This is a genomic window from Ensifer sp. SSB1 (assembly GCF_016652895.1).
Taxonomy (GTDB): Bacteria; Pseudomonadota; Alphaproteobacteria; order Rhizobiales; family Rhizobiaceae; genus Ensifer.
The window spans coordinates 1-20,586 of the sequence record NZ_JAEPRP010000027.1 but is presented as its reverse complement, the minus strand read 5'-3'; the positions used below and the strand labels follow the sequence as shown (position 1 = coordinate 20,586).

Here is a 20,586-nt window from a genome sequence, read left to right as displayed (position 1 = left end):
AGTTATCCTTGCGCTTGCGGATTTCGGCAAAGACCGCGGCATCGTCGGCGTTCTGCATGCCGAGATGGGCGCGGATGCCGGGGTCGGCGGCGCGCAGGAACGGGTTCGTGCGCTTTTCGAGACCGATCGTCGTTGGCGCGGTGAAGCCGCCATCGCAACGCGTCTCCTCGATTTCGGCGGCGCGCGCCTTGAGTTCGGCATTCTCAGGGTCGACCGTGACGGCGAAACGGGCATTGGAGAGCGTGTACTCGTGGCCGAAATAGACCGTCGTGTCGTCCGGCAGCGCCATCAGTCGGCTGAGGGACTGCCACATGGTCGCCGGTGTTCCCTCGAACAGGCGGCCGCAACCGAGTGCAAACAAGGTATCGGCGGCAAAGAGCAGCTTATCCTCCGGGAAGTGGAAGCAGATATGGCCGGCCGTGTGGCCCGGCGTCTCGACCACTTCGACGGAACGGCCGGCAAAGTCGAAGCGCTCGCCATGGCGTACGGTCTTGTCGAGGCCAGGAATCTTTGCGGCTTCACCGAAGGGACCGACGATCGTGACGCCGAAGCGTTCCTTCAGGGCGTCGTTGGCCGCGACGTGGTCGCCATGGTGATGGGTCGTCAGGATATGGGTGAGCTTCCAGCCACGCCGCTCCAGCGCTTCCAGGATGGGCGCTTCCTCCGGCGCGTCGATCGAGGCGGTCAGGCCGCTTTCGGGGTCGTGGATCAGCACGCCGAAATTGTCGGTGCGGCAGAGGAAAAGGTCGAGTTCGAGCGCGGCCATGGCTGGTCCTCCGGTCAGAAGAGGGGAATGCTGCCGAATGTAGCGAGCCTTACCTTGAAGTCTACCGCTTCGAAGCTAACATGTTGCGAATGCATACCGATATTGTCGACCTTCGCGAATTCTATCACTCCGAGCTTGGCCGGATGGCGGAGCAATCCGTCACCATGGCGCTTTCGTCCGTCTGGGCGCGCCTGCCGGACGAGCGGTTGGTGGGGCTCGGCTATGCCGTTCCCTATCTCGAACGGTTCCGCAAGGACACGGAGCGCACCTTCGCCTTCATGCCGGCGGGGCAGGGGGCCGTGAACTGGCCGGTCGCCGAGTTGTCCTCGACGGCGCTGGTGTTCGACGAGGAATTGCCGCTGCCTGACGCCTCGATCGACCGGGTGCTGATGGTGCATTCGCTGGAATTCGCCGAAAGCCCGCGAGAAACCATGAAGGAGATCTGGCGGGTGCTGGCGCCGGGCGGACGCCTTATCATCGTCGTGCCCAATCGCCGCGGCGTCTGGGCGCGCATGGAGCATACGCCCTTCGGCTCCGGTCGCCCCTATTCGCGCGGGCAGCTGACGGCGCTCTTGCGCGAGACCAACTTTACCCCTGGCGCCACGGCGGATGCGCTGTTCTTCCCGCCGTCGAAGCTCAGGGCGATCCTGCGGCTGCGTCGGGGCTTCGAGCGGCTTGGCCGCTGGCTCTGGCCGGTCTTTTCCGGTGTCATCGTCGTCGAGGCACAGAAGCGGCTTTACCAGGGGCTGCCGGTTGCCGCGCGCGCGTCGCGCCGCGTCTTCGTGCCGGTGCTGGCGCCGCACGGTGTGCCGAGCACGCGCGAGCGGCCACACCCCGCGCGCTAAGCTGCACGGGAACCGCCGCGGACCCTCGACAAAAGCCGCTTGCGCCGCTAATGGCTTGACCTCTTTTCCTGCCTGCAGCGCCGCGCGCCTCCCAAGGCACGCACCGGTCGCTGTGGCGCTTTGATGGCCATAGAAAGCTGACCCGATGAGCCTTGCTTCGAAGAGCCCTGAGCCGCGTTCCGGCATCCTGGATATTGCCGCTTATGTGCCGGGCAAGGAGCACGCGCCCGGTGTCGTGAAGGTGCATAAACTCTCATCGAACGAGACGCCGCTCGGCGCCAGCCCGAAAGCGATAGAGGCATTCCAGTCGGTGGCCTTCAACCTGGAACGCTACCCGGATGGCCAGGCGCGGGCGCTTCGCGAGGCGATCGGTGCCGTGCACGGGCTCAACCCAGCAAACATCATGTGCGGCAACGGCTCGGACGAACTTCTCGGGCTGCTTTGCCACACCTATCTCGGCCCCGGCGACGAAGGCATCATCACCGAGCACGGTTTCCTCGTCTACAAGATCCAGATCCTGGCGGCGGGCGCGGTGCCCGTAACCGTCAAGGAAAAGGATGCGCGCGTCGACGTAGACGCGATCCTTTCCGCGGTCACCGAGCGGACGAAGGTCGTCTTCCTCGCCAATCCCGCCAACCCGACCGGCACCTACATCCCCGTCGACGAAGTTCGCCGGCTGCATGCGGCGCTGCCCGAAGGCGTGCTGCTGGTGCTCGATGCGGCCTATGCCGAATATGTGCGCCGCAACGACTATGCCGCGGGTCTTGAGCTCGTCTCGGCCAGCCGCAACGTGGTGATGACCCGCACCTTCTCGAAGATCTACGGCCTTGCGGGCCTGCGCATCGGCTGGATGTATGCGCCCCCGGAGGTGATCGACGCGGTCGACCGTGTCCGCGGCCCCTTCAACCTCAGTGCGCCTTCCATTGCGGCGGGTGCTGCGGCGATCCGTGACCAGGCTTTCGTGGCAACGGCCGTCGATCATAACCTCACCTGGCTTGCGCGCGTTACCGAAGCGCTTGAGGCGATCGGGCTCCGCATCACGCCCTCGGTCACGAATTTCGTGTTGATCCACTTTCCGGAAGAAATCGGCAAGCGGGCCGAGGAGGCCGATGATTTCCTGACGAGCCGCGGTTATATCCTCAGGGCGGTCCGCAGCTACGGCTTCCCCAATGCGTTGCGCATGACCATCGGCTCCGAAGGGGCCAACGAAGGCGTCGTCGCGGCGCTGACCGAATTCATGGGACGGAAATAATGGCTCAGCAGTTTGAAACGATCGCCCTCATCGGGATTGGTCTCATCGGCTCGTCGCTCGCGCGCGAAATCCGCGAGAAGCAGCTTGCCGGTACTCTTGTCGTTTCCACGCGCAGCGAGGCGACGTTGACGCGCACGCGGGAACTCGGGCTCGGCGATCGCTATACGCTTTCGGCCGCCGAGGCCGTTCGCGATGCGGACCTCGTCATCGTCTCGGTCCCGGTCGGCGCGTCCGGCGCTGTCGCCGCCGAGATTGCCGCGCATCTGAAGCCCGGTGCCATCGTCACCGACGTCGGCTCGACCAAAGGCTCGGTGATCGCGCAAATGGCGCCGCATCTGCCGGAGACCGTTCATTTCGTGCCGGGGCATCCGATCGCCGGTACCGAGCATTCCGGTCCGGATGCAGGCTTCGTCGGCCTCTTCCGCGGCCGCTGGTGCATCCTCACGCCGCCGGAAGGCGCTGACGGCGAAGCAGTCGCGCGGCTGCGGCTTTTCTGGGAAACGCTCGGCTCGATGGTTGAGGAAATGGACGCCGAGCACCACGACAAGGTGTTGGCGATCGTTTCGCACCTGCCGCACATCATCGCCTACAATATCGTCGGCACGGCCGATGATCTGGAGACGGTCACCGAATCCGAAGTCATCAAATATTCCGCTTCGGGCTTCCGCGATTTCACTCGTCTGGCGGCATCCGATCCGACGATGTGGCGCGACGTCTGCCTGCACAACAAGGACGCGATCCTGGAGATGCTGGCGCGGTTTTCCGAAGATCTCGCCTATCTGCAGCGGGCGATCCGCTGGGGTGACGGCGACAAGCTCTTCGACCTCTTCACCCGCACCCGTGCTATCCGCCGCTCGATCATTCAGGCGGGCCAGGATACGGCAATGCCGGACTTCGGCCGGCATGCCATGGACCAGAAATAGCCAGAGCAGGTCGAGGAAGCCCGTGGACCGGTCTTCCTTTCTAAAAGATCGCGACGCGCCTTAGAGGGTCGGCAACACGCCGATCGGGATGAAGGCGAGAAACGCCGTGCCGTCGCGCACATTGAGCTTCACGCTAGCCTCATCCTTGCCGTTGGCGAGTGCCTTCAGCATGTTGGCGGTGTTGTCGACGAGATTGGCGTCGTCGGGGATCAGCTTGACCAGATTGGCCCGCCACGCTTCGATGTTCGTCAAGGTCAGCGAGAACTCGCCGGAGATCAACCCCTGATCGTTGACCGAGAAGGGACCCGAAAGCTTGGCGTTCATGCCGGAGCCGAGATCGAGCGTGAGTTGCCGGAGTTCGCCCTTGCTGCCGCGAAACATCTCCGGCGTCGGCGTGGTCGCCATCCATCCGGCCTTGTCGGTGAAGGTCACGTCCGCAGCCACGGTGGCCGGCGGCGCGTAGCTCGGGCCTTCCTCCGGGCGGAGATCGAGCTTATCGACGCTCAAGGCGGCATCAAGGTCTGCCCCGTTCTGGCGAAGATGCAGTTCACCGTGGCTGGCGCCGAAGCCGAGACTGTCGCCCGAGAGCGGCAGACGCACCCGGCCGTTGAGATTGTCATAGGTAAGCGAGGTGCGGTCGACACCGGACAAGGTCGCGCGCACGCTCGCATGCAGCAGCGTCCAGTCGGCAAACACGTTGAGGCCGGGCGAAGCACGGATTTCGGCCGGGCCGTCGAGCTCGATCACTGCGTGGCCGGGCTGGTAGACCTGCGCGGCGGTCCTGAGCGCGCCGAAGGAGGCGGATGTGCCGTGGCGCGTGTCGTCGAGATGGACCTTGTCGCAGAAGAGGCCGATGCGGAACGGAAAGCCGCGCACGTCCATGTTCGTGCACTCGCCGCCGAGGCCGGTTGCCTGTCCATCGGCAAGACGGGCCGCAAGACGCTTCTCGATCTGATCGGCGGCGAGGAACCAGCCGGCCGAATAGATGCCGGCGACGAGCACGATGCCTGCCGTCAGCCAGCGGAATTTCCGGCTGACTGGCGAGGGGTTGGAAACTGCGGTTGCCGACATGGGCGCGGGTCCTCACTCTAAACTAGGTCACGGCTGCCTTTCGGGTGGCGCCGTCGATCCGCAAAACTATTCTTTCGTTCGGGTGCACGAGGATGAGCTTGTCTCTTTCGTGCCGAGATGCTGTGCCGTAGAAACCGACATGGCTGACCATTCCTGAAGGCCGATGATGATTCGGCGGCGAGAGCAGACAGCGCGGATTGAATGACAGTGGATATGGACGAATTTTGGGTCTTTGGCTACGGGTCGCTGATGTGGAACCCGGGCTTTGCCTTCGAGGAGAAGCTGACGGCACGCGCATTCGGCTATCGCCGGTCGCTTTGCGTGCATTCCTGGGTTCACCGCGGCACCGAACAGCGGCCGGGACTGGTGCTTGGGCTCGACCGTGGCGGCTCCTGCATCGGCACGGCATTCCGCGTCGAGCGCGGGCAGGCGACTGATGTCGTCGACTATCTGCGCGAGCGGGAACTGGTGACCCATGTCTACAAGGAACGCACGATGCCGGTGCTGCTTGCCGACGGGCGGCGGGTTCCGGCGCTCGCCTATGTCATCGACCGGGCCCATGTCCAATATGCCGGAACGCTGAGCACCGGCGAGGCAGCCGACATCGTCGCGGTATCGACCGGGAAGTCCGGGCCGAACAGCGAGTATGTGTTCAACACGCTTGCCCATCTCAAGGAAATGGGAATTCGCGATCATTGGCTGGAAGAGGTGGTCGGCCTGCTCGAGCAGACGCGCCAGCGCGCGCGGGCCTGACTGCTCAGGCCCTGCCGGCGGCCTTCAGTTCCTTCAGCCGTTGCTCGGCGGTCGGCGGCAGCGGCAGGTGCGGATTGTTCTTCACCGTTTCGACGAGCAACTCGTCGCTTGCCTTCTCCGTGACTTCCACCAGTTTGGCAAGGAAGGCGTCCGGGTCCATGCCGGCCTCGATCGGCGGCAGAATGCGGACCTTGAAGTGGCCGGGAAAACGCAGGAACTTGCGGCGCGGCCAGAAGAGCCCGGGATGCATGGCGACCGGCACCACCGGCACATTGAGGTCACGGTAGAGGCGTGCGATGCCGTATTTGTATTGGGCAGGCGCGCCTGGCGGCCGGCGCGTACCTTCCGGATAGATGATGAGCTCGCGGCCAGTCGCCATTTCCTGCTTGGTGCGATCCATGACGCCGGTCATGGCCTTGCCGCGCGCCGCGCGATTTACCGGAACCATGCGTTGCTTGAGCACATACCAGCCGAAGAGCGGGATCCAGGTGAGTTCGCGCTTCAGGATATAAAAGGGATCGCTGAGCCAGGGCAAAAGCGCGTAGGCGTCCCAGAAGGATTGGTGCTTGGGGGCGAAGATGTAGGGGACATCAGGGATGTTCTCCAGACCCTCGATCTCGAAGGTCGTCCCGACCATTTTTTCGAGCAGCCAGTGATTGCTGCGCACCCAGTTCTTGGGAACGAACCAGGCCTTCTTGCGCGGCAGCAGGAAATAGATCGGCGTCAGCACGATCATCTGCACGATCAGATTGGCGTAGAACACCATGTTGAAAAGGATCGAACGCAAGACGATCATCAGGCACGCTCTCGTAGGCGAGTTCTCGGGGACCGACGTCAGGCCGGTTGATCGCTGCCTACACGAAACCGTGCCGAAGGAAAACTGCCCTCATTCACTTTGCAGCAGCGAAGTATTAGCTCGCCCTACTCTTCCGCGGGCGTGGCGCGTGAGGGATCGGTGCGCAGGCCGCTGGTCGGACGGGCGCCGGCGAAATCGCGAACCGATGCGATCGTGTATTTCCCGAATTCCAGGAGGATCGATTTCAGCACCATCGGGTTGCGCAGCCAGTTCGTCGTCTTCAGATCGGAGTTGACCACCGGGTAGGGGATGAACTCGGTCTCCGGGCGGGTGCGCCGAAGCTCCAGCAGGCTGCGCGGCATGTGGTAATTGTTGGTGACGACGAGGATGCTGGTATAGCCGCGATCACGGATCCACTGCGCGGTCTCGGTGGCGTTGCCGATCGTATCGATCGCCTCATGGCCAATATCGACGCAGCATTTGAAGAGATCGGCCGAGCTTTGAGTATTGCGGCGGATCTGACTGCCCGTCGTCGTCGGGTGGACGCCGGAGATGAGCAGGCGTTTGCCGGCGCCACCCTTCAGGAGGTCGACTGCCTGGTCGATGCGTTGGAAGCCGCCAGTCAGAACAACGATGGCGTCCGCCTTGGGATGCACTGGCGGCTGCAGCGACGCGACGGTGTCGGCGAAATTGAGGAAAGCGGCAATCAGGAGCGCGAGCGGTAGCAGCAGGACGAAGAAGGTCCGTCGGAGAATTTTGCGCAAGAGGCTGCGGGGCCGCCGGCGATCGTCGGCTCTCCCCTGCCATTTGCCTCCTTCGGCCATCCCGCTCCCGCGTAATTCTCGCGCCATCATGATTCTCTTCACATAATCGCAGATTACGGCAAGGAATGGATCGAGGCACGGCGAAACATTTGGGGGTCAGCTCTGATACAGGTCCGTACGGCCAGGGTCCGAACGGATGAGATCGATCTCGTAGATCGTGCGCATGACGGTGAGGCGCGCCGTCACGGTTGTCAGGATGGCGATGACGACGATGATGGCGGCGATACCGAGATAGCCGCCGTAGCCAATAGTGAAGGTGCCGAAGAGCGCAGTTGCCTGATCGGTCTGCGGTGTCGCCAGTGTCCGAGACTGCCAGAAGCCGGCAAGCGCGAAGGACAGGGCAGCGAGCAGACCGCCGGTACCGGCACCCTTGAGGCTGATCCTCAAGAAATGCTTCTGGAATTCGGAGGCGACGAAACCGGCTTCAGCGCCGACGAAATGCAGCACCTCGACGATGTGACGGTTTCCGGAAAGGGCGCCGCGGGTGGCGAAGATCACCGTCAGCACCATGGCCGAGAAGACCAGCGCCAGCACGCCGGTGCCGATCATGGCGGTGGTGTTGGCCATGGCGACGAGCCGGTCGACCCAGGTGCGGTGATCGTCGAGGAAGGCCTGCGGGATAGTTTCGGTCAGCGCCTTGCGCATGGCGGCGAAGTCGGGTGGATTGCTTTCGTCGATGGTAATGATGATCAGCCGCGGTACCGGCAGTTCGTCAAGATCGAGGCCCTCGCCGAGCCACGGTTCCAGCAGGCGCGCGGTAGCGGCGCGGTCGACGATCTTGCCATCCGTCGTACCGCTGAAGGTCAGCGCCAGATCGCGCGCGTCGGCAAGCGCCTTTTCCATGTCGAGGCTGTCGTCCGGCTTGATCTGAATGGTGATCTCGCGCGAGATCTGCGACTGCCAGCTTTGGGCCGTTGCACGAACCATGCTGACGCCGCCAAGCGTCAGGCAGGCAAGGAACGACATGATGGCGATGACGCACATCAGCGCATGGCCGGAGACATTGGTCGAAGGCACGATCGGGCCGGTCGGCCGCACGCGCATCTCGGTTCGGCGCGGCTGCTGTTCCGGGGGCTGCTCGGCTGGGCTCTTGTTTTGGCGTTTCGTGCGGCTGTCACTCATAGATGTCGAGCCGCCCCTGGGAAAGGATCATGCGCCGCGCTTCTACCTGATCCATCAGCGACAGATCGTGTGTAGCGATCACAACCGCCGTGCCGAGCCGGTTCAGTTCGAGGAACAGATTGAGCAGGCGCCGGGCCATCGGCGGATCGACGTTGCCGGTCGGCTCGTCGGCAAGCAGGATCTCGGGCCGGTCGATCAGCGCCCGGGCAATCGCTGCGCGCTGCTTCTCGCCGCCTGAAAGGACCGGCGGCAGGACGTTGATACGCTCGCCGAGCCCGACCCACTTCAGCAACTCCAGAACGTCGGCGCGATAGCTCGATTCTTCCTTGCCGCGGACACGCAGCGGCAAGGCGACGTTCTCATAGGTGGTGAGGTGGTCGAGCAGCCGGAAATCCTGGAAGACGATGCCGACGCGCCGGCGCAGCATCGGGAACTCCTCGCGCGGGATCGACGAGATGTTGCGGTCGAACATCCGGATCAGGCCGCGCGTCGGCTGCAGCGACAGGAACAGCAGTCGCAAAAGGGTGGTCTTGCCGGCGCCCGACGGGCCGGTCAGGAACTGGAACGAGCGGCGCGGAATATCGAAGGTCAGGTCCCGGAGGATTTCCGGTCCCATGCCATATCGCAGTCCGACGTTCTCAAAATGAATCAAGCGGCAGCCCAGTCTCTTTCACGGCCCTTCAACCGACGGCCGGTTCCGGTCCTCCGCGCATAGGACGACCAGCCTCGAAAGGCAAAACCGCCAGCGGAATCATGGTTAAGCAGCAGTTAATTTTTCATGAAAAGGTGCCGCTTTCGCGACGTCTTTCCGAAACATTAACCATTCCGGTTTACGTGTCGGAAAGATTTGATGCAATGCCTAGATTCTTGCACGCTCAAGGGTTCGCGCATTGCCCGATGGTTTCGCAGCCGAGGTGGTGCGTCGAACGGCCGCGCCGTCTCCGCGTGAGACAGGAGGAACTGGTCATGCATGCATTCCGGACCAAAGCCGCAGGCGCCTCCGCGGACTTCTTGCCGCCCGAAAGGGGTGGGCGTGAGGCAGCCGCAATGTCGAGACGCGTCGACTACGTCGATGCCGAGTTCGAGGTGATTGCCGGCCCGTCGCGCCGTGCGCCCTACGCGGTGTTCAACGACAATGCGAAGAGCGGAAATCGGAAACGGCCGACCTTGACGGTCGTGGCCGAAAAGACATCGCTTGCTGCCCGGGTGCTGAGCCTTGCCGAAGGGCGGCTGCGCGACATGCCGGCGCGCCGCTTCGCCGGCCTGGTCGCGGGTTTCGCGCTCGCATCCTTCCTGGGGATTGTCGGTTTTGCCGGTGACGGGCAGGCAGATGTGCAGCCGCTGTTGATCACAGGGGTGACGAGTACACTCGACTATTCCGGCGGCATGCGGGTGCTTTCCGTCTACGGTTCGATCGACAACCGTTCGGACGTCGAACAGCGTTTGCCACTCGTCCTGGTAGGGGTGGCTGCCAACGGGCGGCAGGTGACGACCACGCGTGTGATGCCCGAAGGTGCAGCGATTGCCCCCGGCGAGAGCCGCCATTTCATGACGCGGCTGCCCTATGCAGGTGGAAAAATGCCCGATGTGACGGTTTCCTTCGCTGAAAACGGTGTTTCGACACGCTGATTGTGCTAAGCGGCGCGGATGGGAAGGCTTCGGTCTTCCGGATGAAACGCTGGAGAAGCCTTGATGCCCGTCGTTCGCGGTAAGAATATCGAACCTCTCTACACGGCCGAAACGATTGCCGCGCGCAACAGCGAGCTGGCCGGGATGATCGTCAACGGTCCGCACAAGGATCTGCTGGTAATCGCGGTGCTCAAGGGGTCGTTCATCTTCGCCGCCGACCTGATCCGCGCCATGCATACTGCCGGCCTTGCGCCGGAAGTCGAGTTCATCACGCTGTCGAGCTACGGCACCGGCACCGTCTCGCAGGGCGTCAAGATCACCAAGGATATCGACAGTGACGTGCACGGGCGCGACGTGCTCCTGATCGACGACATTCTCGAATCCGGCCGGACGCTGCGTTTCGCCAAGGAGCTGATGTACGAGCGTGGCGCCCGTAACGTGACGATCGCCGTGCTGCTCGACAAGCGGGTCAAGCGCCGGGTCGAGCTCGAGGCCGATTATGTCGGTTTCGAGTGCCCCGATCATTTCGTCGTCGGCTACGGCATGGACGTGGCCTACGCCTTCCGCGAGCTGCCTTTCGTGGGTGTCGTCACGGATGACGCCGAGTAAGTGTGCCAAAGTGGGACGTCGGCCCTGAAATTCGGTCGCTCCGCGTTTACCGAACACAAACGAAAAACTGGTTGGTTGGGGACGCACCGCGTGGTGATTCCCTTTCGGATTCGCGGTGCTGCAGCGCCGTCGTGTCCGGTCGATGACCGACGCCCGCTGTAACCTTTTGGATCAGGTGCGGGCGCCGGCGTGAAGCCGCGCCTCGGAAACGCGGAGGCCATGATGGCGAAGATCCTGATTACCGAGGACGAGGATGCGTTGCGTTCCTTCGTCGCGCGGGCACTGAAGCTCGACGGCCATGAGACGGTCGAGGCGGGCGACGGTGCCGACGGCCTTGCCTGCCTGCAGAGCGAGGCTTTCGATCTTCTGCTTTCCGATATTCGCATGCCGGTGATGGACGGGATCGAACTGACGCATCAGGCGTCGGCCGCTTTTCCGGCAATGAAGATCCTGCTGATGACCGGCTATGCCGAGCAGCGGGAACGCGCCGACGATCTGGCCGACAAGATCGTCGACGTCATCTCCAAGCCCTTCTCCCTTCCCGATATCCGCAAGGCCGTTGCGCTGGCGCTCGCCGCCTGACAACCCCCAATCCGAACACTGATTGCTGCCAAGGGTGCACGCGAGAGCCCACGCTGCACAACGCCGCACCTTTGTGGCGCTGACGTATCAGATCGACTGGCGCGAAGCTGCGTCGGGCCTCATTGCATGTCGAGCAGGCGCTCGAGATATTGGCGCTCAACCTCCGGCGACAGATTGTCTCCGAGCCGGCGGCGGATCTCTTCGAGGATCTGACGGGCGCGTTGCGTGTCGAACTCCTCGGGCACCTTGACGTGGTCGCCAAATTCCGGACCCCGGTTGTTCTGGGGCCGGCCGAGCGGGTCGCGGTCGTTCTGGCCGAATTGCGGGACGCCCATGCCGGGGCCCTGACCCTGGCTCTGCATCTGGTTCATCATGTCCTGGGCGCCCTGGCGCAGCGCCTGTAGCGCGCGGCCCTGGTTGCCGACTGCCTGTTCGCCCTGGCCCTTGCCAAGCGCGCCGGAGGCGCCATCCATTTCGCGCTGGGCCTCGCCGAAGCCCTTGCCCGGCTTGATGCCCATGTTTTCCAGGCTCTTGTTGAGTTCGCCAAGCTGCTTGCCAAGTGCGTCCTGCTGCTGCTTCAGCTGCTTGAGTGCATCCTTCAGCTGTTCGGCGGTCATGTCGTCGAGCGGGTTTGGCTGGCCATTCGGATCGCCTTGCTGTCCCGGATCCTGGGGCATTTCCTGACCGAAGAGCTCGTTATCCTCGCCCTGCAGCGGGTCGCCTCGCTGCATCCGGTCGCGCTGCGCCTGGTCGAGCTTGAAGGTCTCGTCCATGAGCTTCTGTTGATCCTGCAGCAATTTTCCGAGCTTTTCGATCTGCTGGCTCGCGGCATCGTTCTGCTGACCCATCTGCTGTTGGCCGCGACCGGCCTGCAGATTGTTCATCATGCGCTGCAGTTCCGAAAGCATCTGACGCGCCTGATCGCGCGCACCGGAGCGCGCCAGGTTCTCGATCTGGTTCATCATCCTCTCGAGGTCCTGCTGGCGCAGCATGTTGTTCGGGTTCATCTTTCCGGCCATGCGCGGGTCTTTTGCCGCCTGCTGGGCGAGAGCCTGCAGGTATTCCTGCATGGCTTGACGCAGCTCCTGCATCAACTTGGCGATTTCCTGGTCGGATGCGTTGCGCTCCAGGGCGTCCGAGAGCGCTTGCTGCGCGTCGCGCAGGCGCCGTTCGGCGAGTGACAGGTCGCCATCTTCGATACCGAGTGCGATCTCCCAGAGGTATCCGGCGGCGTCACGCAGCATGTCGTCATTGTAGGCAAGCGCCATGCGCGTGCGCGCCGACTTCAACAGCAGGAAATGCGTGAGGTTTGGGATCCAGTCCTCGGCAAGGGAGGTCACGGCATCGTTGAGGTCGATCGCGCGCCGCACCTCGTTGGCATTGAGCGCGAAGACCTGGCGCTGTTCCGCCACCGCACCGGCGAGCGGCTGTATGAACTGGCGGGCAGGCAGGGTCATCTCGTGCGGCGGGCTGCGGCCCTCCTGGCCCGCGGCGTCGCGGGCAACCAGGGTAACCTGCACGCGCTTGCCGGCAAGCGGATGCTCGCTGAGGTTCCGGCTCGTCGTGCCCTTGGCCTCGCGCGCATTGCGGCGCGGCAGGTCGAGCCGGTACTCCGGCAGCGGATAAAGCGGACGGGCGCCCTCAGGGGCTTCCTCGAGCGGTTTGATCTCGGCCCACGCCTGGGCGATGCCATAATCGTCCGTCGCAGTGAAAGTGATCTCCAGTGCCGCGTTGACGGTGGGACGAGGAATGCCGTCGAAGGAGATCTGCGGCACGCCGTCCGGAATGATCTTGAACGCCCAGCGGCGATCGCCGACGACGAGTTCGCCGTCCTTGACGATCTTGTAGACATGGTTGCGCACGGCATTCGGATTGCGCGCCGGCTCCGTTGCAACCATTTCGGCAACCTTCGGCCCGGCGTCGCCCACCTTCGGCTTGGTCTGCGTTTCCTCAGGCTTCTGGCCGGCCGCCGGAATGGCGACTGCCTCGGCCGCGCCGTTCTCGGAGAAGCGAACGATCTGGTCCGGTCCTGAGCCGGTGACCCGCACCGTCACGTCACTGAACTGCGGGATGGTGATGACCCCGGTGTCTTCTGTCGCCGATGCCGTTTCCGGCTTGCCGGTGAGGAAGATCGGCGCGCGGCCGGTATAGGCCGGCGGCGTCACCCAGGCGTCGACGCGTATGTCAGCCGTTTCGACAGAAGCCTGCGGCAAGCGCAAGGCGTCGCTGAGCAGGCCGGCACGGTTGGAATAGGAGTAGGCGAAGGCGACACAGGCGAGAAGCACAGGCACGGCGCGCAGGGCATAAGGATCGTGCCGGGCGATATCGGGACGCGGAAGCCCGGTATCGAGGGCGCCGATCATCCGCGCCATGCGGGCCTGGTGTTCGCGCCACAGCGCTTCGCTCAAGGGGCTGTCTGTGGCCGGCCTATCGTCCTGGACGCGGATCGCCTGGTGGGGCAGGGCGTTGCGCTCCTCCAGCATGCGGTCGGCGTCGACAGTGCCGGGCAAACGGATCCGCGCGAGCGGCACGAGAGATGCAAGGAAGCCGATGGCGAAGGCAAAAAGGGCCGCGGCATGCAGCCAGAACGGCGCCACGCGGAAGAAGCCAAGCCAGGCGAAGGCGAGAAACAGGAGAACGATGGAGCCGGGGAGCAGGATGCGCGGCAGAAGCTGCTCGGCGACCAGCACCGAGCGCGCCAGCCATCTCTTCAGTGCCAGGGTTCTCGAAAACGGCTTCGGTTGTGGCGTTTCATCCTGCCGGAATTGCGTCATCCGCCCAAGTTTCCTTTCGGTCGCCCATCACGCACGTGGCTGACCTCAATATAGTAAAGCGAGATGTTCCCGGAAAGCGGCGCACACTTTCGCTTGTCACCTCCAGCGCTGCGCATCTTGTCGGACGCGCATAGGTCGCTGCTGCAGCTTTCAGGATACCATCGTTTGTGGCGAAGACGAGGGCGCAAACAGAATCGTGATCGCCCGGATGGCCGATCCACAGATTGTCGTCGTTCATGCCGGCTGGCTCAGGCGAGCCAGTCCGGCACCGAATCGAGGCCGATCAGCGCGTCATGGTCCTGGCGCGGGCGGATCACGTGGAAGCGGTCGCCCTTGACCAGAACTTCGGGGATCAGCAGGCGGGAATTGTAGGTGCTGGCCTGTACGGCGCCGTAGGCGCCGGCCGAGCTGACGGCGAAGAGATCGCCCGGCTTCGGCATGGCCATCTCGCGGTCGAGCGCGAGGTAGTCGCCGGTTTCGCAGACCGGGCCGACGACGTCGGCGCGGATGCGCGGAGCGTTGGCGGCGGAGATGCGAACGGGGCGGATCTCGTGATAGGCCTCGTACAGCGTCGGACGGATCAGGTCGTTCATCGCACCGTCGACGATGACGAAGGTCTTGTCGCCGCCATCCTTCACGTAGAGCACTTCGGTCACGAGGATGCCGGCATTGCCGACGATCAGCCGGCCCGGCTCGGTGACGATCTTGCAGCCAAGCGACTGCAGCTGGCTCTTGACGATTTCCGCGTAGGCATCCGGCAGCGGCGGCGGGTTGTTGTCGTCCTGGTAGGGAATGCCGAGGCCCCCGCCGATATCGACATGGTCGATCGAGTGGCCGTCGGAGCGCAGCGTGTCGACCAGTTCGCGCAGCAGCTTGAAGGCGTCGTCGAAGGGCTGCAGTTCGGTGATCTGGCTGCCGATATGCATGTCGATACCGGTCACCTGGATACCCGGCAGGCTGGCCGCATGAGCATAGACGGCGCGAGCGCGCTCCCAGGAAATGCCGAACTTGTTTTCCTTCTTGCCCGTCGAGATCTTGGAATGGGTCTTCGCATCGACGTCAGGGTTGATGCGGAAGGACACATGGGCGCGCTTGCCGGCGCGCACGGCCCGCTGGTTCAGCACCTCGAGTTCCGGCTCGGATTCGACGTTGAAGCAATAGATGCCGGCGTCCAGCGCCAGGTCCATTTCGTGCGGCGTCTTGCCGACGCCGGAAAACATGATCCGGCTTGCGGGAATGCCGGCCGCAAGCGCACGGCGGAGTTCGCCGCCCGAGACGACGTCGACGCCGGCGCCGAGGCGGCCGAGCGTCTTCAGCACCGCCTGGTTGGAATTGGCCTTCATCGCATAGCAGACCATCGCGTCGACATCGGCGAAGGCCTTGGAAAAGACCGTGTAATGGCGCTCGAGCGTCGCGGTCGAGTAGCAATAGAAAGGTGTGCCGACGGCGCGCGCGATGTCGGTGACCGGCACGTCTTCAGCGTAGAGGATTCCGTCGCGGTACTGGAAGTGGTTCACGGGCTGCAGCTCGGCTTTGAGCAATTCCAGGAAAGTTTATAGCGATTTTCCGTTCGGAACTGCGAATTTTCAAAGAGTTAGATCAAGTCAGTGTTTCGCGGGAAACGATGAAGGGATCTAAAGGAGGGGATCGAGCAGGAAAGGACGGTCGTCCGGCTTTTCCTTTTGCTCCACGGTTCCGGCGGGCGCCTTGGTGTTGATCGGAGCCGTCGAACCGGGACGGTCGAGATCGCCCTTGCGTCCGCAACCGACAAGAACCAGCCCGGGGATCGCCAGCAGGAGCGCAAGCCGGGCCGCCTTCGTGAATGTCATCGTTATTTTCCTTCGCGGGACTGATGCTGGTGCGATGTCTTATCGATTTTTCAGGCGCTTGTGCACCCTGAATTTGCGGGCGGAGGCCGCCCGCACCTTCGTCCAGCTCTTAGTTGCGAGCGCGCCACCAGGCGATCTGCTTGCGGACCTCGTTGGGGGCCGTGCCGCCGAAGGAGGTGCGGCTGGCAACCGAAGCCTCGACCGTCAGAACGTCGAAGACCTTGTCGGTGATATCGGCATGGATCGACTGCAGATCGGCAAGCGAGAGATCCGCAAGGTCGCATGCCTTCTGTTCGGCAAGTGCTACGGCGCGGCCGGTGACGTGGTGGGCGTCGCGGAAGGGCAGGCCTGCCTCGCGCACCAGCCAGTCGGCGAGATCGGTCGCAGTCGAATAGCCGGAGCCGGCGGCGGCCTTCATGCGGTCGCTGCGGATGGTCATGTCACGCACCATGCCGGTCATGGCGGCAATCGCCAGCTCGAGGCTTTCTGCAGCGTCGAAGACCTGCTCCTTGTCTTCCTGCATGTCCTTGGAATAGGCGAGTGGCAGGCCCTTCATGACCGTGAGCAGCGCGATCAACGAACCGTTGATGCGGCCTGTCTTGGCGCGCACCAGTTCGGCGGCGTCCGGATTCTTCTTCTGCGGCATGATCGAGGAGCCGGTCGAAAATGCATCCGACAGGCGGATGAAGCCGAACTGCGGCGTCGACCAGATGACGATCTCTTCCGCGAGGCGCGACAGGTGCGTGGCCGTGATCGATGCCATCGACAGGAATTCGAGTGCGAAGTCTCGGTCCGACACGGTGTCGATCGAGTTGCGGGTCGGGCCGGCAAAGCCGAGCGCCGTGGCGGTCATGTGCCGGTCGATGGGGAAGCCGGTGCCAGCAAGCGCTGCGGCACCAATCGGGCTTTCGTCCATGTGCTCGATGGCATGGCGTACGCGCGAGCGGTCGCGGCCAAACATCTCGACATAGGCCATGCAATGGTGGCCGAAGGTGACGGGCTGAGCCGTCTGCAGGTGCGTAAAGCCCGGCATGACGGTATCGGCATGTTCCTCGGCGCGGTCGAGGAAGGCGGCGATGAGCGCCGTCAGCGCCTTCTCGGTCCGCTGCAGCTCTTCCTTGACCCAGAGGCGGAAATCGAGCGCCACCTGGTCGTTGCGCGAGCGGGCGGTATGCAGGCGTCCGGCGGCGGGGCCGATCAGCGTTGCAAGCCGCGCCTCGATGTTCATGTGGATGTCTTCGAGGCGACGCGAGAATTCGAACTGGCCGCTTTCGATCTCTGACAGGATCGTGTTGAGGCCGTGAACGATCTTGTCTTTGTCTTCAGCAGAAATGATGCCTTGATGCGCCAGCATGGTCGCATGCGCTATTGAGCCGCGGATGTCCTGGGCATAGAGCTTCTTGTCGAAGCCGATCGAGGCATTTATCTCCTCCATGATCGCGTCCGGTCCCGAGGCAAAGCGACCGCCCCACATTTGGTTGGAGGATTTCGTCTCGGAATTGCCGTCAGCCATGAAGAATGCCCGCCTTGGAGAATGAAATGCCCGACCAGAAGAAATCCCCCCCGGCCGTGAAACTGTTCGCGCTCGCCGCCCTGTTTGGCGTGATCGTCGGTGCGGCAGCGGTATACGTGAAGGAGACCGGGTCTGGCAATGGCGAGGGAACCGAAACGGCGAATGCCAGCTGCCCGCTGACATCGGCCAAGGTCGCATCATTGACGCCGTTCATGAAGGGACATGTCGCCGCAATGTCGCCGGCGTCAACGCCGCGGCCGATCGCGCTCGACTTCAACGGTCCCGACGGCATGCCGACCAATGTCTCGGCCTTTGCCGGCAAGACCCTGCTCGTCAATCTCTGGGCCACCTGGTGCGTACCCTGCCGCGAGGAGATGCCGGCGCTGAACGCGCTGCAGAAGTCGCTCGGCAGCGACAAGTTCGAGGTCGTCGCAATCAATATCGATGTCGGCGACGACGAGAAGCCGAAGGCGTTTCTCGACGAGACCGCCGTTCACGATCTTGGCTACTACCGTGACGCCTCCATGGGCGTGTTCAACAACATGAAGAAGGAAGGCCTTGCCTTCGGCCTGCCGGCAACGCTGCTGCTCGACGACAAGGGCTGCCTGATCGGCTCGATGAACGGCCCGGCCGCCTGGGACAGCGACGACGCGAAGGCGCTGATCACCGCTGCCGTCGGAGGGTAGGGTTCACCCTCTGACAGGTACGTCGCGATTGTTGCGCAACAGATACCACTGAACCTTGTGGGGCGTGAAATGCCCTGCTGCTGCGCGGCTCCATAGCGGTGTCGTATGGTCGCCGACGATGAAAATGTCGGTCGGCGGCAAGGTCGGGTCTTTGGCAATCGTCGCAACGCTGTCAAAGACGTCGGCCCACAACTCGGTCAACTCGCACACTTGCGTGTTCTTTATCGCCGCTGCGTTTCTGCCACACTTCAGATCGCCTCCCTGCTTGCGCACGTAGGGGATGTGGGAATTCAGTGTCAGCCAATACAGAAATTTCCGTTCGGTCGGCTGTTTCAGCAGCCGGTCGCGGACGGCGTCGGCGACGTCTTTGTCGCACAGACCGGCAAAAACGCTGCCGCAGAGCCGGCGAAACCGATCATCGGCGGCCGTCAGACTTTCGAGGAAGTGCGTTTCCTGAAAGCCAATTCGTGGATACCACGTCTCCCGCTCGAACATCTGTTGCGAAAAGCCGTGATAGGAAATGGTGCGGTAGCCGCGACCGGCCATCGCCGCGGGGAAGCAGTCGTAGGCGACCTGATCCAGATAATCCCTGTGGTCGCCCCATCGCCCGCAGAGTTCGCGAGATTCCGCCCCGGTTGTCGAGCCCTCGAAGTTGCTGAGGCCGCTTGAAAGCGCGTAGCGCCCGGTATCGAGGGCCGGTTGGAGGCGCTGTGAGAGAATTGCGGCATGCGCAGGGTCGGACAGTGCACCAAGACCCTCCACCATGACGAACAGCATGTTTCGCCCCCCGTCCGCAACGGCTGCGGAGGTGATGCCGTTGATTGTAAGGGCGCTTTCGAATGATTGAGCAGGCTGCTTGAGGAAAGGGCGATTGATTTGGCGCTCAAATGACGCCACGCCGATTGCAACCAGGATCGCTGGCAGCACCATTGCACCTTGCAAAGCCTGCCGATTGCGGTTCACAACGGCGGCGATTGCAAGGCCGTTAGCGACAAAGAAGCCGAGCACCACCACGTAAAAAGCCGATGAGGTGAGATCGAGGGACGCCATGTAGCGCATCGACTGGATCGCAGTACCGAACGGCAGATGGAATACCGCCATAGCCACGAGGCTCAGATCAACGACGGCAACGAGCGGGAACAGAAAATAAGCGAGCGCAGGCCGCGTGCGTAGCGCGAGTGCACCCGCAAACACGTAGAGCAATGGCGAAAGCGGTCGAGTTGCCACGTAGAGCGGCAAGACCAGAAGCATCACCAGATTGGGCGCCACGCCGAGGATCAGGGCAAAGCGCCACGCCCTCGCGTTCAGCAATGATGGGACCGACCGCGCTGCTCTTGCGGCTATGGCTTGCGAACCCATTCTCTCTCCCCACCTGGTTGGGAGAGCCTAGCGGCATCGTCTTTAAATTATACTACCATCGTCGCGCGCATTTTCGTCTGAATGTGTATTCAGAGACGAGTTCGTCGCGATAAAATTGCCTTTCGGGGACAAACTTATCGGGTCGGAACTGGTACTTCGCCGCGGTAGTCGTAGAAGCCGCGGCCGGACTTGCGGCCGAGCCAGCCTGCCTCGACATACTTCACCAGAAGCGGGCAGGGGCGGTACTTGGAGTCCGCCAGGCCATCATAGAGCACCTGCATGATCGACAGGCAGGTGTCGAGGCCGATGAAGTCGGCAAGCTGCAGCGGGCCCATCGGATGGTTGGCGCCCAGCTTCATGGCCGTGTCGATCGCCTCGACGCTGCCGACACCCTCGTAAAGGGTATAGATCGCCTCGTTGATCATCGGCAGCAGGATGCGGTTGACGATGAAGGCCGGGAAATCTTCTGCGACCGTTACGGTCTTGTCGAGCGTCGCGACGAATTCCTTGGCGGTCTTGAAGGTTGACTCGTCCGTGGCGATGCCGCGCACGAGCTCGACGAGCTTCATGACCGGAACCGGGTTCATGAAGTGGATGCCCATGAAATGCTCGGGACGATCAGTGGCCGAGGCGAGGCGCGTGATCGACAGGGAAGAGGTGTTGGTTGCGAGGATCGCTTCCGGCTTCAGGATCGGACAAACCTGGCCGTAGATCTTGCGCTTGATGGTCTCGTCTTCGGTAACAGCTTCGATCACCAGGTCGGCCTGAGACAGGTCGTTGATGTCGGATGAGCCCTTGATCAGCGCGAGCGCCGCCTTGCGGGCCTCGTCGGTCATCTTGCCCGAGGATACCTGGCGGGCGAGGTTGCCGTTAACGGTGGCAAGCCCCGCTTCGATCCGGTCAGCGGCAAGATCGTAGATCTGCACCTTGTATCCGGCAATTGCCGAAACATGCGCAATGCCGCAGCCCATTTGCCCGGCACCTATAACTCCGACCGTCTTGATCATTGCGGCGAACATCCATCTTCAAGAGTGGGCGGCAGGGCCGCCTCAGACACGCAAACCGGGCCGGTTTGGCCGGCCCGGTAGATTGTTAATGCCAAGTCCGCGCTTTTGCCAGCCCTTTTCACGGGTGCGGCAGGCGGCCACTGGCGGTCGGTTACAGGGCCTTCTGCAGCTCCGGCAGGGCCTCGAAGAGATCGGCGACGAGGCCGTAGTCGGCGACCTGGAAGATCGGCGCCTCTTCGTCCTTGT

20 protein-coding genes are annotated in these 20,586 nt (G+C 63.1%); 8 read left to right on the top strand and 12 right to left on the bottom strand.

Translation table 11 applies throughout. From position 1 onward, the window contains the following. Positions 1-766 (bottom strand): hydroxyacylglutathione hydrolase (gene gloB, locus I8N66_RS09475; protein ID WP_291152786.1); only part of this gene is annotated, 766 nt, incomplete at its 3' end. Between the two features lie 80 nt (positions 767-846). On the opposite strand from gloB, the gene I8N66_RS09470 reads away from it, so the two are divergent. The 3 genes from I8N66_RS09470 (at position 847) to I8N66_RS09460 (ending at position 3,786) form a co-directional block, all read left to right on the top strand. Next, complete coding sequence (locus I8N66_RS09470) at positions 847-1,611, top strand: class I SAM-dependent methyltransferase (protein WP_113538711.1); 765 nt, start codon at positions 847-849, stop codon at positions 1,609-1,611. 145 nt (positions 1,612-1,756) lie between these two features. Continuing rightward, positions 1,757-2,863, top strand: coding sequence for a histidinol-phosphate transaminase (gene hisC / locus I8N66_RS09465; protein WP_113538712.1), 1,107 nt, complete (start codon positions 1,757-1,759; stop codon positions 2,861-2,863). Further along, positions 2,863-3,786, top strand: coding sequence for a prephenate/arogenate dehydrogenase family protein (locus I8N66_RS09460; protein ID WP_113538713.1), 924 nt, complete (start codon positions 2,863-2,865; stop codon positions 3,784-3,786). The genes hisC and I8N66_RS09460 overlap by 1 nt, the downstream gene beginning before the upstream one ends. A 60-nt stretch (positions 3,787-3,846) precedes the next feature. On the opposite strand, the gene I8N66_RS09455 is transcribed toward I8N66_RS09460, so the two are convergent. Next, a complete protein-coding gene (locus tag I8N66_RS09455) occupies positions 3,847-4,857 on the bottom strand; it encodes a DUF2125 domain-containing protein (RefSeq protein ID WP_113538714.1) in 1,011 nt (336 codons plus the stop codon). A 201-nt stretch (positions 4,858-5,058) separates the two neighbouring features. Here I8N66_RS09455 and I8N66_RS09450 point away from each other — a divergent pair, with 201 nt between their 5' ends. After that, positions 5,059-5,610, top strand: a complete 552-nt coding sequence (locus I8N66_RS09450) for a gamma-glutamylcyclotransferase (RefSeq protein ID WP_113538715.1) — start codon at positions 5,059-5,061, stop codon at positions 5,608-5,610. Positions 5,611-5,614: 4 nt separating this feature from the next. Here the strand turns inward: I8N66_RS09450 and I8N66_RS09445 are convergent, their stop codons facing one another. The 4 genes from I8N66_RS09445 to ftsE form a co-directional block, all read right to left on the bottom strand. Continuing rightward, positions 5,615-6,406 (bottom strand): 1-acyl-sn-glycerol-3-phosphate acyltransferase, encoded by a 792-nt coding sequence (locus I8N66_RS09445; RefSeq protein WP_113538716.1) that lies wholly within the window; start codon positions 6,404-6,406, stop codon positions 5,615-5,617. Between the two features lie 125 nt (positions 6,407-6,531). After that, positions 6,532-7,230, bottom strand: coding sequence for a YdcF family protein (locus I8N66_RS09440; RefSeq protein WP_113538717.1), 699 nt, complete (start codon positions 7,228-7,230; stop codon positions 6,532-6,534). Between the two features lie 96 nt (positions 7,231-7,326). Beyond that, a complete protein-coding gene (locus I8N66_RS09435) occupies positions 7,327-8,352 on the bottom strand; it encodes an ABC transporter permease (protein WP_291152776.1) in 1,026 nt (341 codons plus the stop codon). After that, positions 8,345-8,968 (bottom strand): cell division ATP-binding protein FtsE, encoded by a 624-nt coding sequence (gene ftsE / locus I8N66_RS09430; RefSeq protein WP_235693165.1) that lies wholly within the window; start codon positions 8,966-8,968, stop codon positions 8,345-8,347. The genes I8N66_RS09435 and ftsE overlap by 8 nt, the downstream gene beginning before the upstream one ends. Positions 8,969-9,399: 431 nt before the next feature. Between ftsE and I8N66_RS09425 the strand changes: the two genes are divergently transcribed. The 3 genes from I8N66_RS09425 to I8N66_RS09415 all read left to right on the top strand — a co-directional run bounded on the left by I8N66_RS09425 (position 9,400) and on the right by I8N66_RS09415 (position 11,172). Continuing rightward, positions 9,400-9,981, top strand: a complete 582-nt coding sequence (locus tag I8N66_RS09425) for a hypothetical protein (protein ID WP_291152770.1) — start codon at positions 9,400-9,402, stop codon at positions 9,979-9,981. A gap of 63 nt (positions 9,982-10,044) precedes the next feature. Next, positions 10,045-10,590 (top strand): hypoxanthine phosphoribosyltransferase, encoded by a 546-nt coding sequence (gene hpt / locus I8N66_RS09420; RefSeq protein ID WP_291152767.1) that lies wholly within the window; start codon positions 10,045-10,047, stop codon positions 10,588-10,590. A gap of 222 nt (positions 10,591-10,812) precedes the next feature. Beyond that, positions 10,813-11,172, top strand: a complete 360-nt coding sequence (locus tag I8N66_RS09415) for a response regulator (protein ID WP_057254840.1) — start codon at positions 10,813-10,815, stop codon at positions 11,170-11,172. A gap of 119 nt (positions 11,173-11,291) precedes the next feature. Here I8N66_RS09415 and I8N66_RS09410 read toward each other — a convergent pair whose 3' ends face one another. The 4 genes from I8N66_RS09410 to argH all read right to left on the bottom strand — a co-directional run bounded on the left by I8N66_RS09410 (position 11,292) and on the right by argH (position 17,288). Continuing rightward, entirely contained in the window at positions 11,292-13,946 is a 2,655-nt protein-coding gene (locus I8N66_RS09410; RefSeq protein ID WP_291152762.1) for a TIGR02302 family protein, read from the bottom strand. 248 nt (positions 13,947-14,194) lie between these two features. Beyond that, positions 14,195-15,463, bottom strand: a complete 1,269-nt coding sequence (lysA, locus tag I8N66_RS09405) for a diaminopimelate decarboxylase (protein WP_291152760.1) — start codon at positions 15,461-15,463, stop codon at positions 14,195-14,197. 117 nt (positions 15,464-15,580) lie between these two features. Then, positions 15,581-15,775, bottom strand: a complete 195-nt coding sequence (locus tag I8N66_RS09400; RefSeq protein ID WP_057254769.1) for a lipoprotein — start codon at positions 15,773-15,775, stop codon at positions 15,581-15,583. Positions 15,776-15,884: 109 nt separating this feature from the next. Next, positions 15,885-17,288, bottom strand: a complete 1,404-nt coding sequence (gene argH / locus I8N66_RS09395; RefSeq protein ID WP_113538722.1) for an argininosuccinate lyase — start codon at positions 17,286-17,288, stop codon at positions 15,885-15,887. Between the two features lie 26 nt (positions 17,289-17,314). On the opposite strand from argH, the gene I8N66_RS09390 reads away from it, so the two are divergent. Next, positions 17,315-17,974, top strand: coding sequence for a TlpA disulfide reductase family protein (locus I8N66_RS09390; protein WP_291152751.1), 660 nt, complete (start codon positions 17,315-17,317; stop codon positions 17,972-17,974). 3 nt (positions 17,975-17,977) lie between these two features. Here I8N66_RS09390 and I8N66_RS09385 read toward each other — a convergent pair whose 3' ends face one another. Beyond that, positions 17,978-19,333 (bottom strand): sulfatase-like hydrolase/transferase, encoded by a 1,356-nt coding sequence (locus I8N66_RS09385; RefSeq protein ID WP_291152748.1) that lies wholly within the window; start codon positions 19,331-19,333, stop codon positions 17,978-17,980. 134 nt (positions 19,334-19,467) lie between these two features. Further along, a complete protein-coding gene (locus tag I8N66_RS09380) occupies positions 19,468-20,340 on the bottom strand; it encodes a 3-hydroxybutyryl-CoA dehydrogenase (protein WP_291152745.1) in 873 nt (290 codons plus the stop codon). Between the last annotated feature and the right edge of the window lie 246 nt (positions 20,341-20,586).

Coding starts and splice junctions, on each gene's coding strand:
- I8N66_RS09470 (WP_113538711.1), top strand. CDS start 847: ATGTTGCGAATGCATACCGATATTGTCGACCTTCGCGAATTCTATCAC.
- hisC (WP_113538712.1), top strand. CDS start 1,757: ATGAGCCTTGCTTCGAAGAGCCCTGAGCCGCGTTCCGGCATCCTGGAT.
- I8N66_RS09460 (WP_113538713.1), top strand. CDS start 2,863: ATGGCTCAGCAGTTTGAAACGATCGCCCTCATCGGGATTGGTCTCATC.
- I8N66_RS09455 (WP_113538714.1), bottom strand. CDS start 4,857: ATGTCGGCAACCGCAGTTTCCAACCCCTCGCCAGTCAGCCGGAAATTC.
- I8N66_RS09450 (WP_113538715.1), top strand. CDS start 5,059: ATGACAGTGGATATGGACGAATTTTGGGTCTTTGGCTACGGGTCGCTG.
- I8N66_RS09445 (WP_113538716.1), bottom strand. CDS start 6,406: ATGATCGTCTTGCGTTCGATCCTTTTCAACATGGTGTTCTACGCCAAT.
- I8N66_RS09440 (WP_113538717.1), bottom strand. CDS start 7,230: ATGGCCGAAGGAGGCAAATGGCAGGGGAGAGCCGACGATCGCCGGCGG.
- I8N66_RS09435 (WP_291152776.1), bottom strand. CDS start 8,352: ATGAGTGACAGCCGCACGAAACGCCAAAACAAGAGCCCAGCCGAGCAG.
- ftsE (WP_235693165.1), bottom strand. CDS start 8,968: ATGGGACCGGAAATCCTCCGGGACCTGACCTTCGATATTCCGCGCCGC.
- I8N66_RS09425 (WP_291152770.1), top strand. CDS start 9,400: ATGTCGAGACGCGTCGACTACGTCGATGCCGAGTTCGAGGTGATTGCC.
- hpt (WP_291152767.1), top strand. CDS start 10,045: ATGCCCGTCGTTCGCGGTAAGAATATCGAACCTCTCTACACGGCCGAA.
- I8N66_RS09415 (WP_057254840.1), top strand. CDS start 10,813: ATGGCGAAGATCCTGATTACCGAGGACGAGGATGCGTTGCGTTCCTTC.
- I8N66_RS09410 (WP_291152762.1), bottom strand. CDS start 13,946: ATGACGCAATTCCGGCAGGATGAAACGCCACAACCGAAGCCGTTTTCG.
- I8N66_RS09400 (WP_057254769.1), bottom strand. CDS start 15,775: ATGACATTCACGAAGGCGGCCCGGCTTGCGCTCCTGCTGGCGATCCCC.
- argH (WP_113538722.1), bottom strand. CDS start 17,288: ATGGCTGACGGCAATTCCGAGACGAAATCCTCCAACCAAATGTGGGGC.
- I8N66_RS09390 (WP_291152751.1), top strand. CDS start 17,315: ATGCCCGACCAGAAGAAATCCCCCCCGGCCGTGAAACTGTTCGCGCTC.
- I8N66_RS09385 (WP_291152748.1), bottom strand. CDS start 19,333: ATGGGTTCGCAAGCCATAGCCGCAAGAGCAGCGCGGTCGGTCCCATCA.
- I8N66_RS09380 (WP_291152745.1), bottom strand. CDS start 20,340: ATGATCAAGACGGTCGGAGTTATAGGTGCCGGGCAAATGGGCTGCGGC.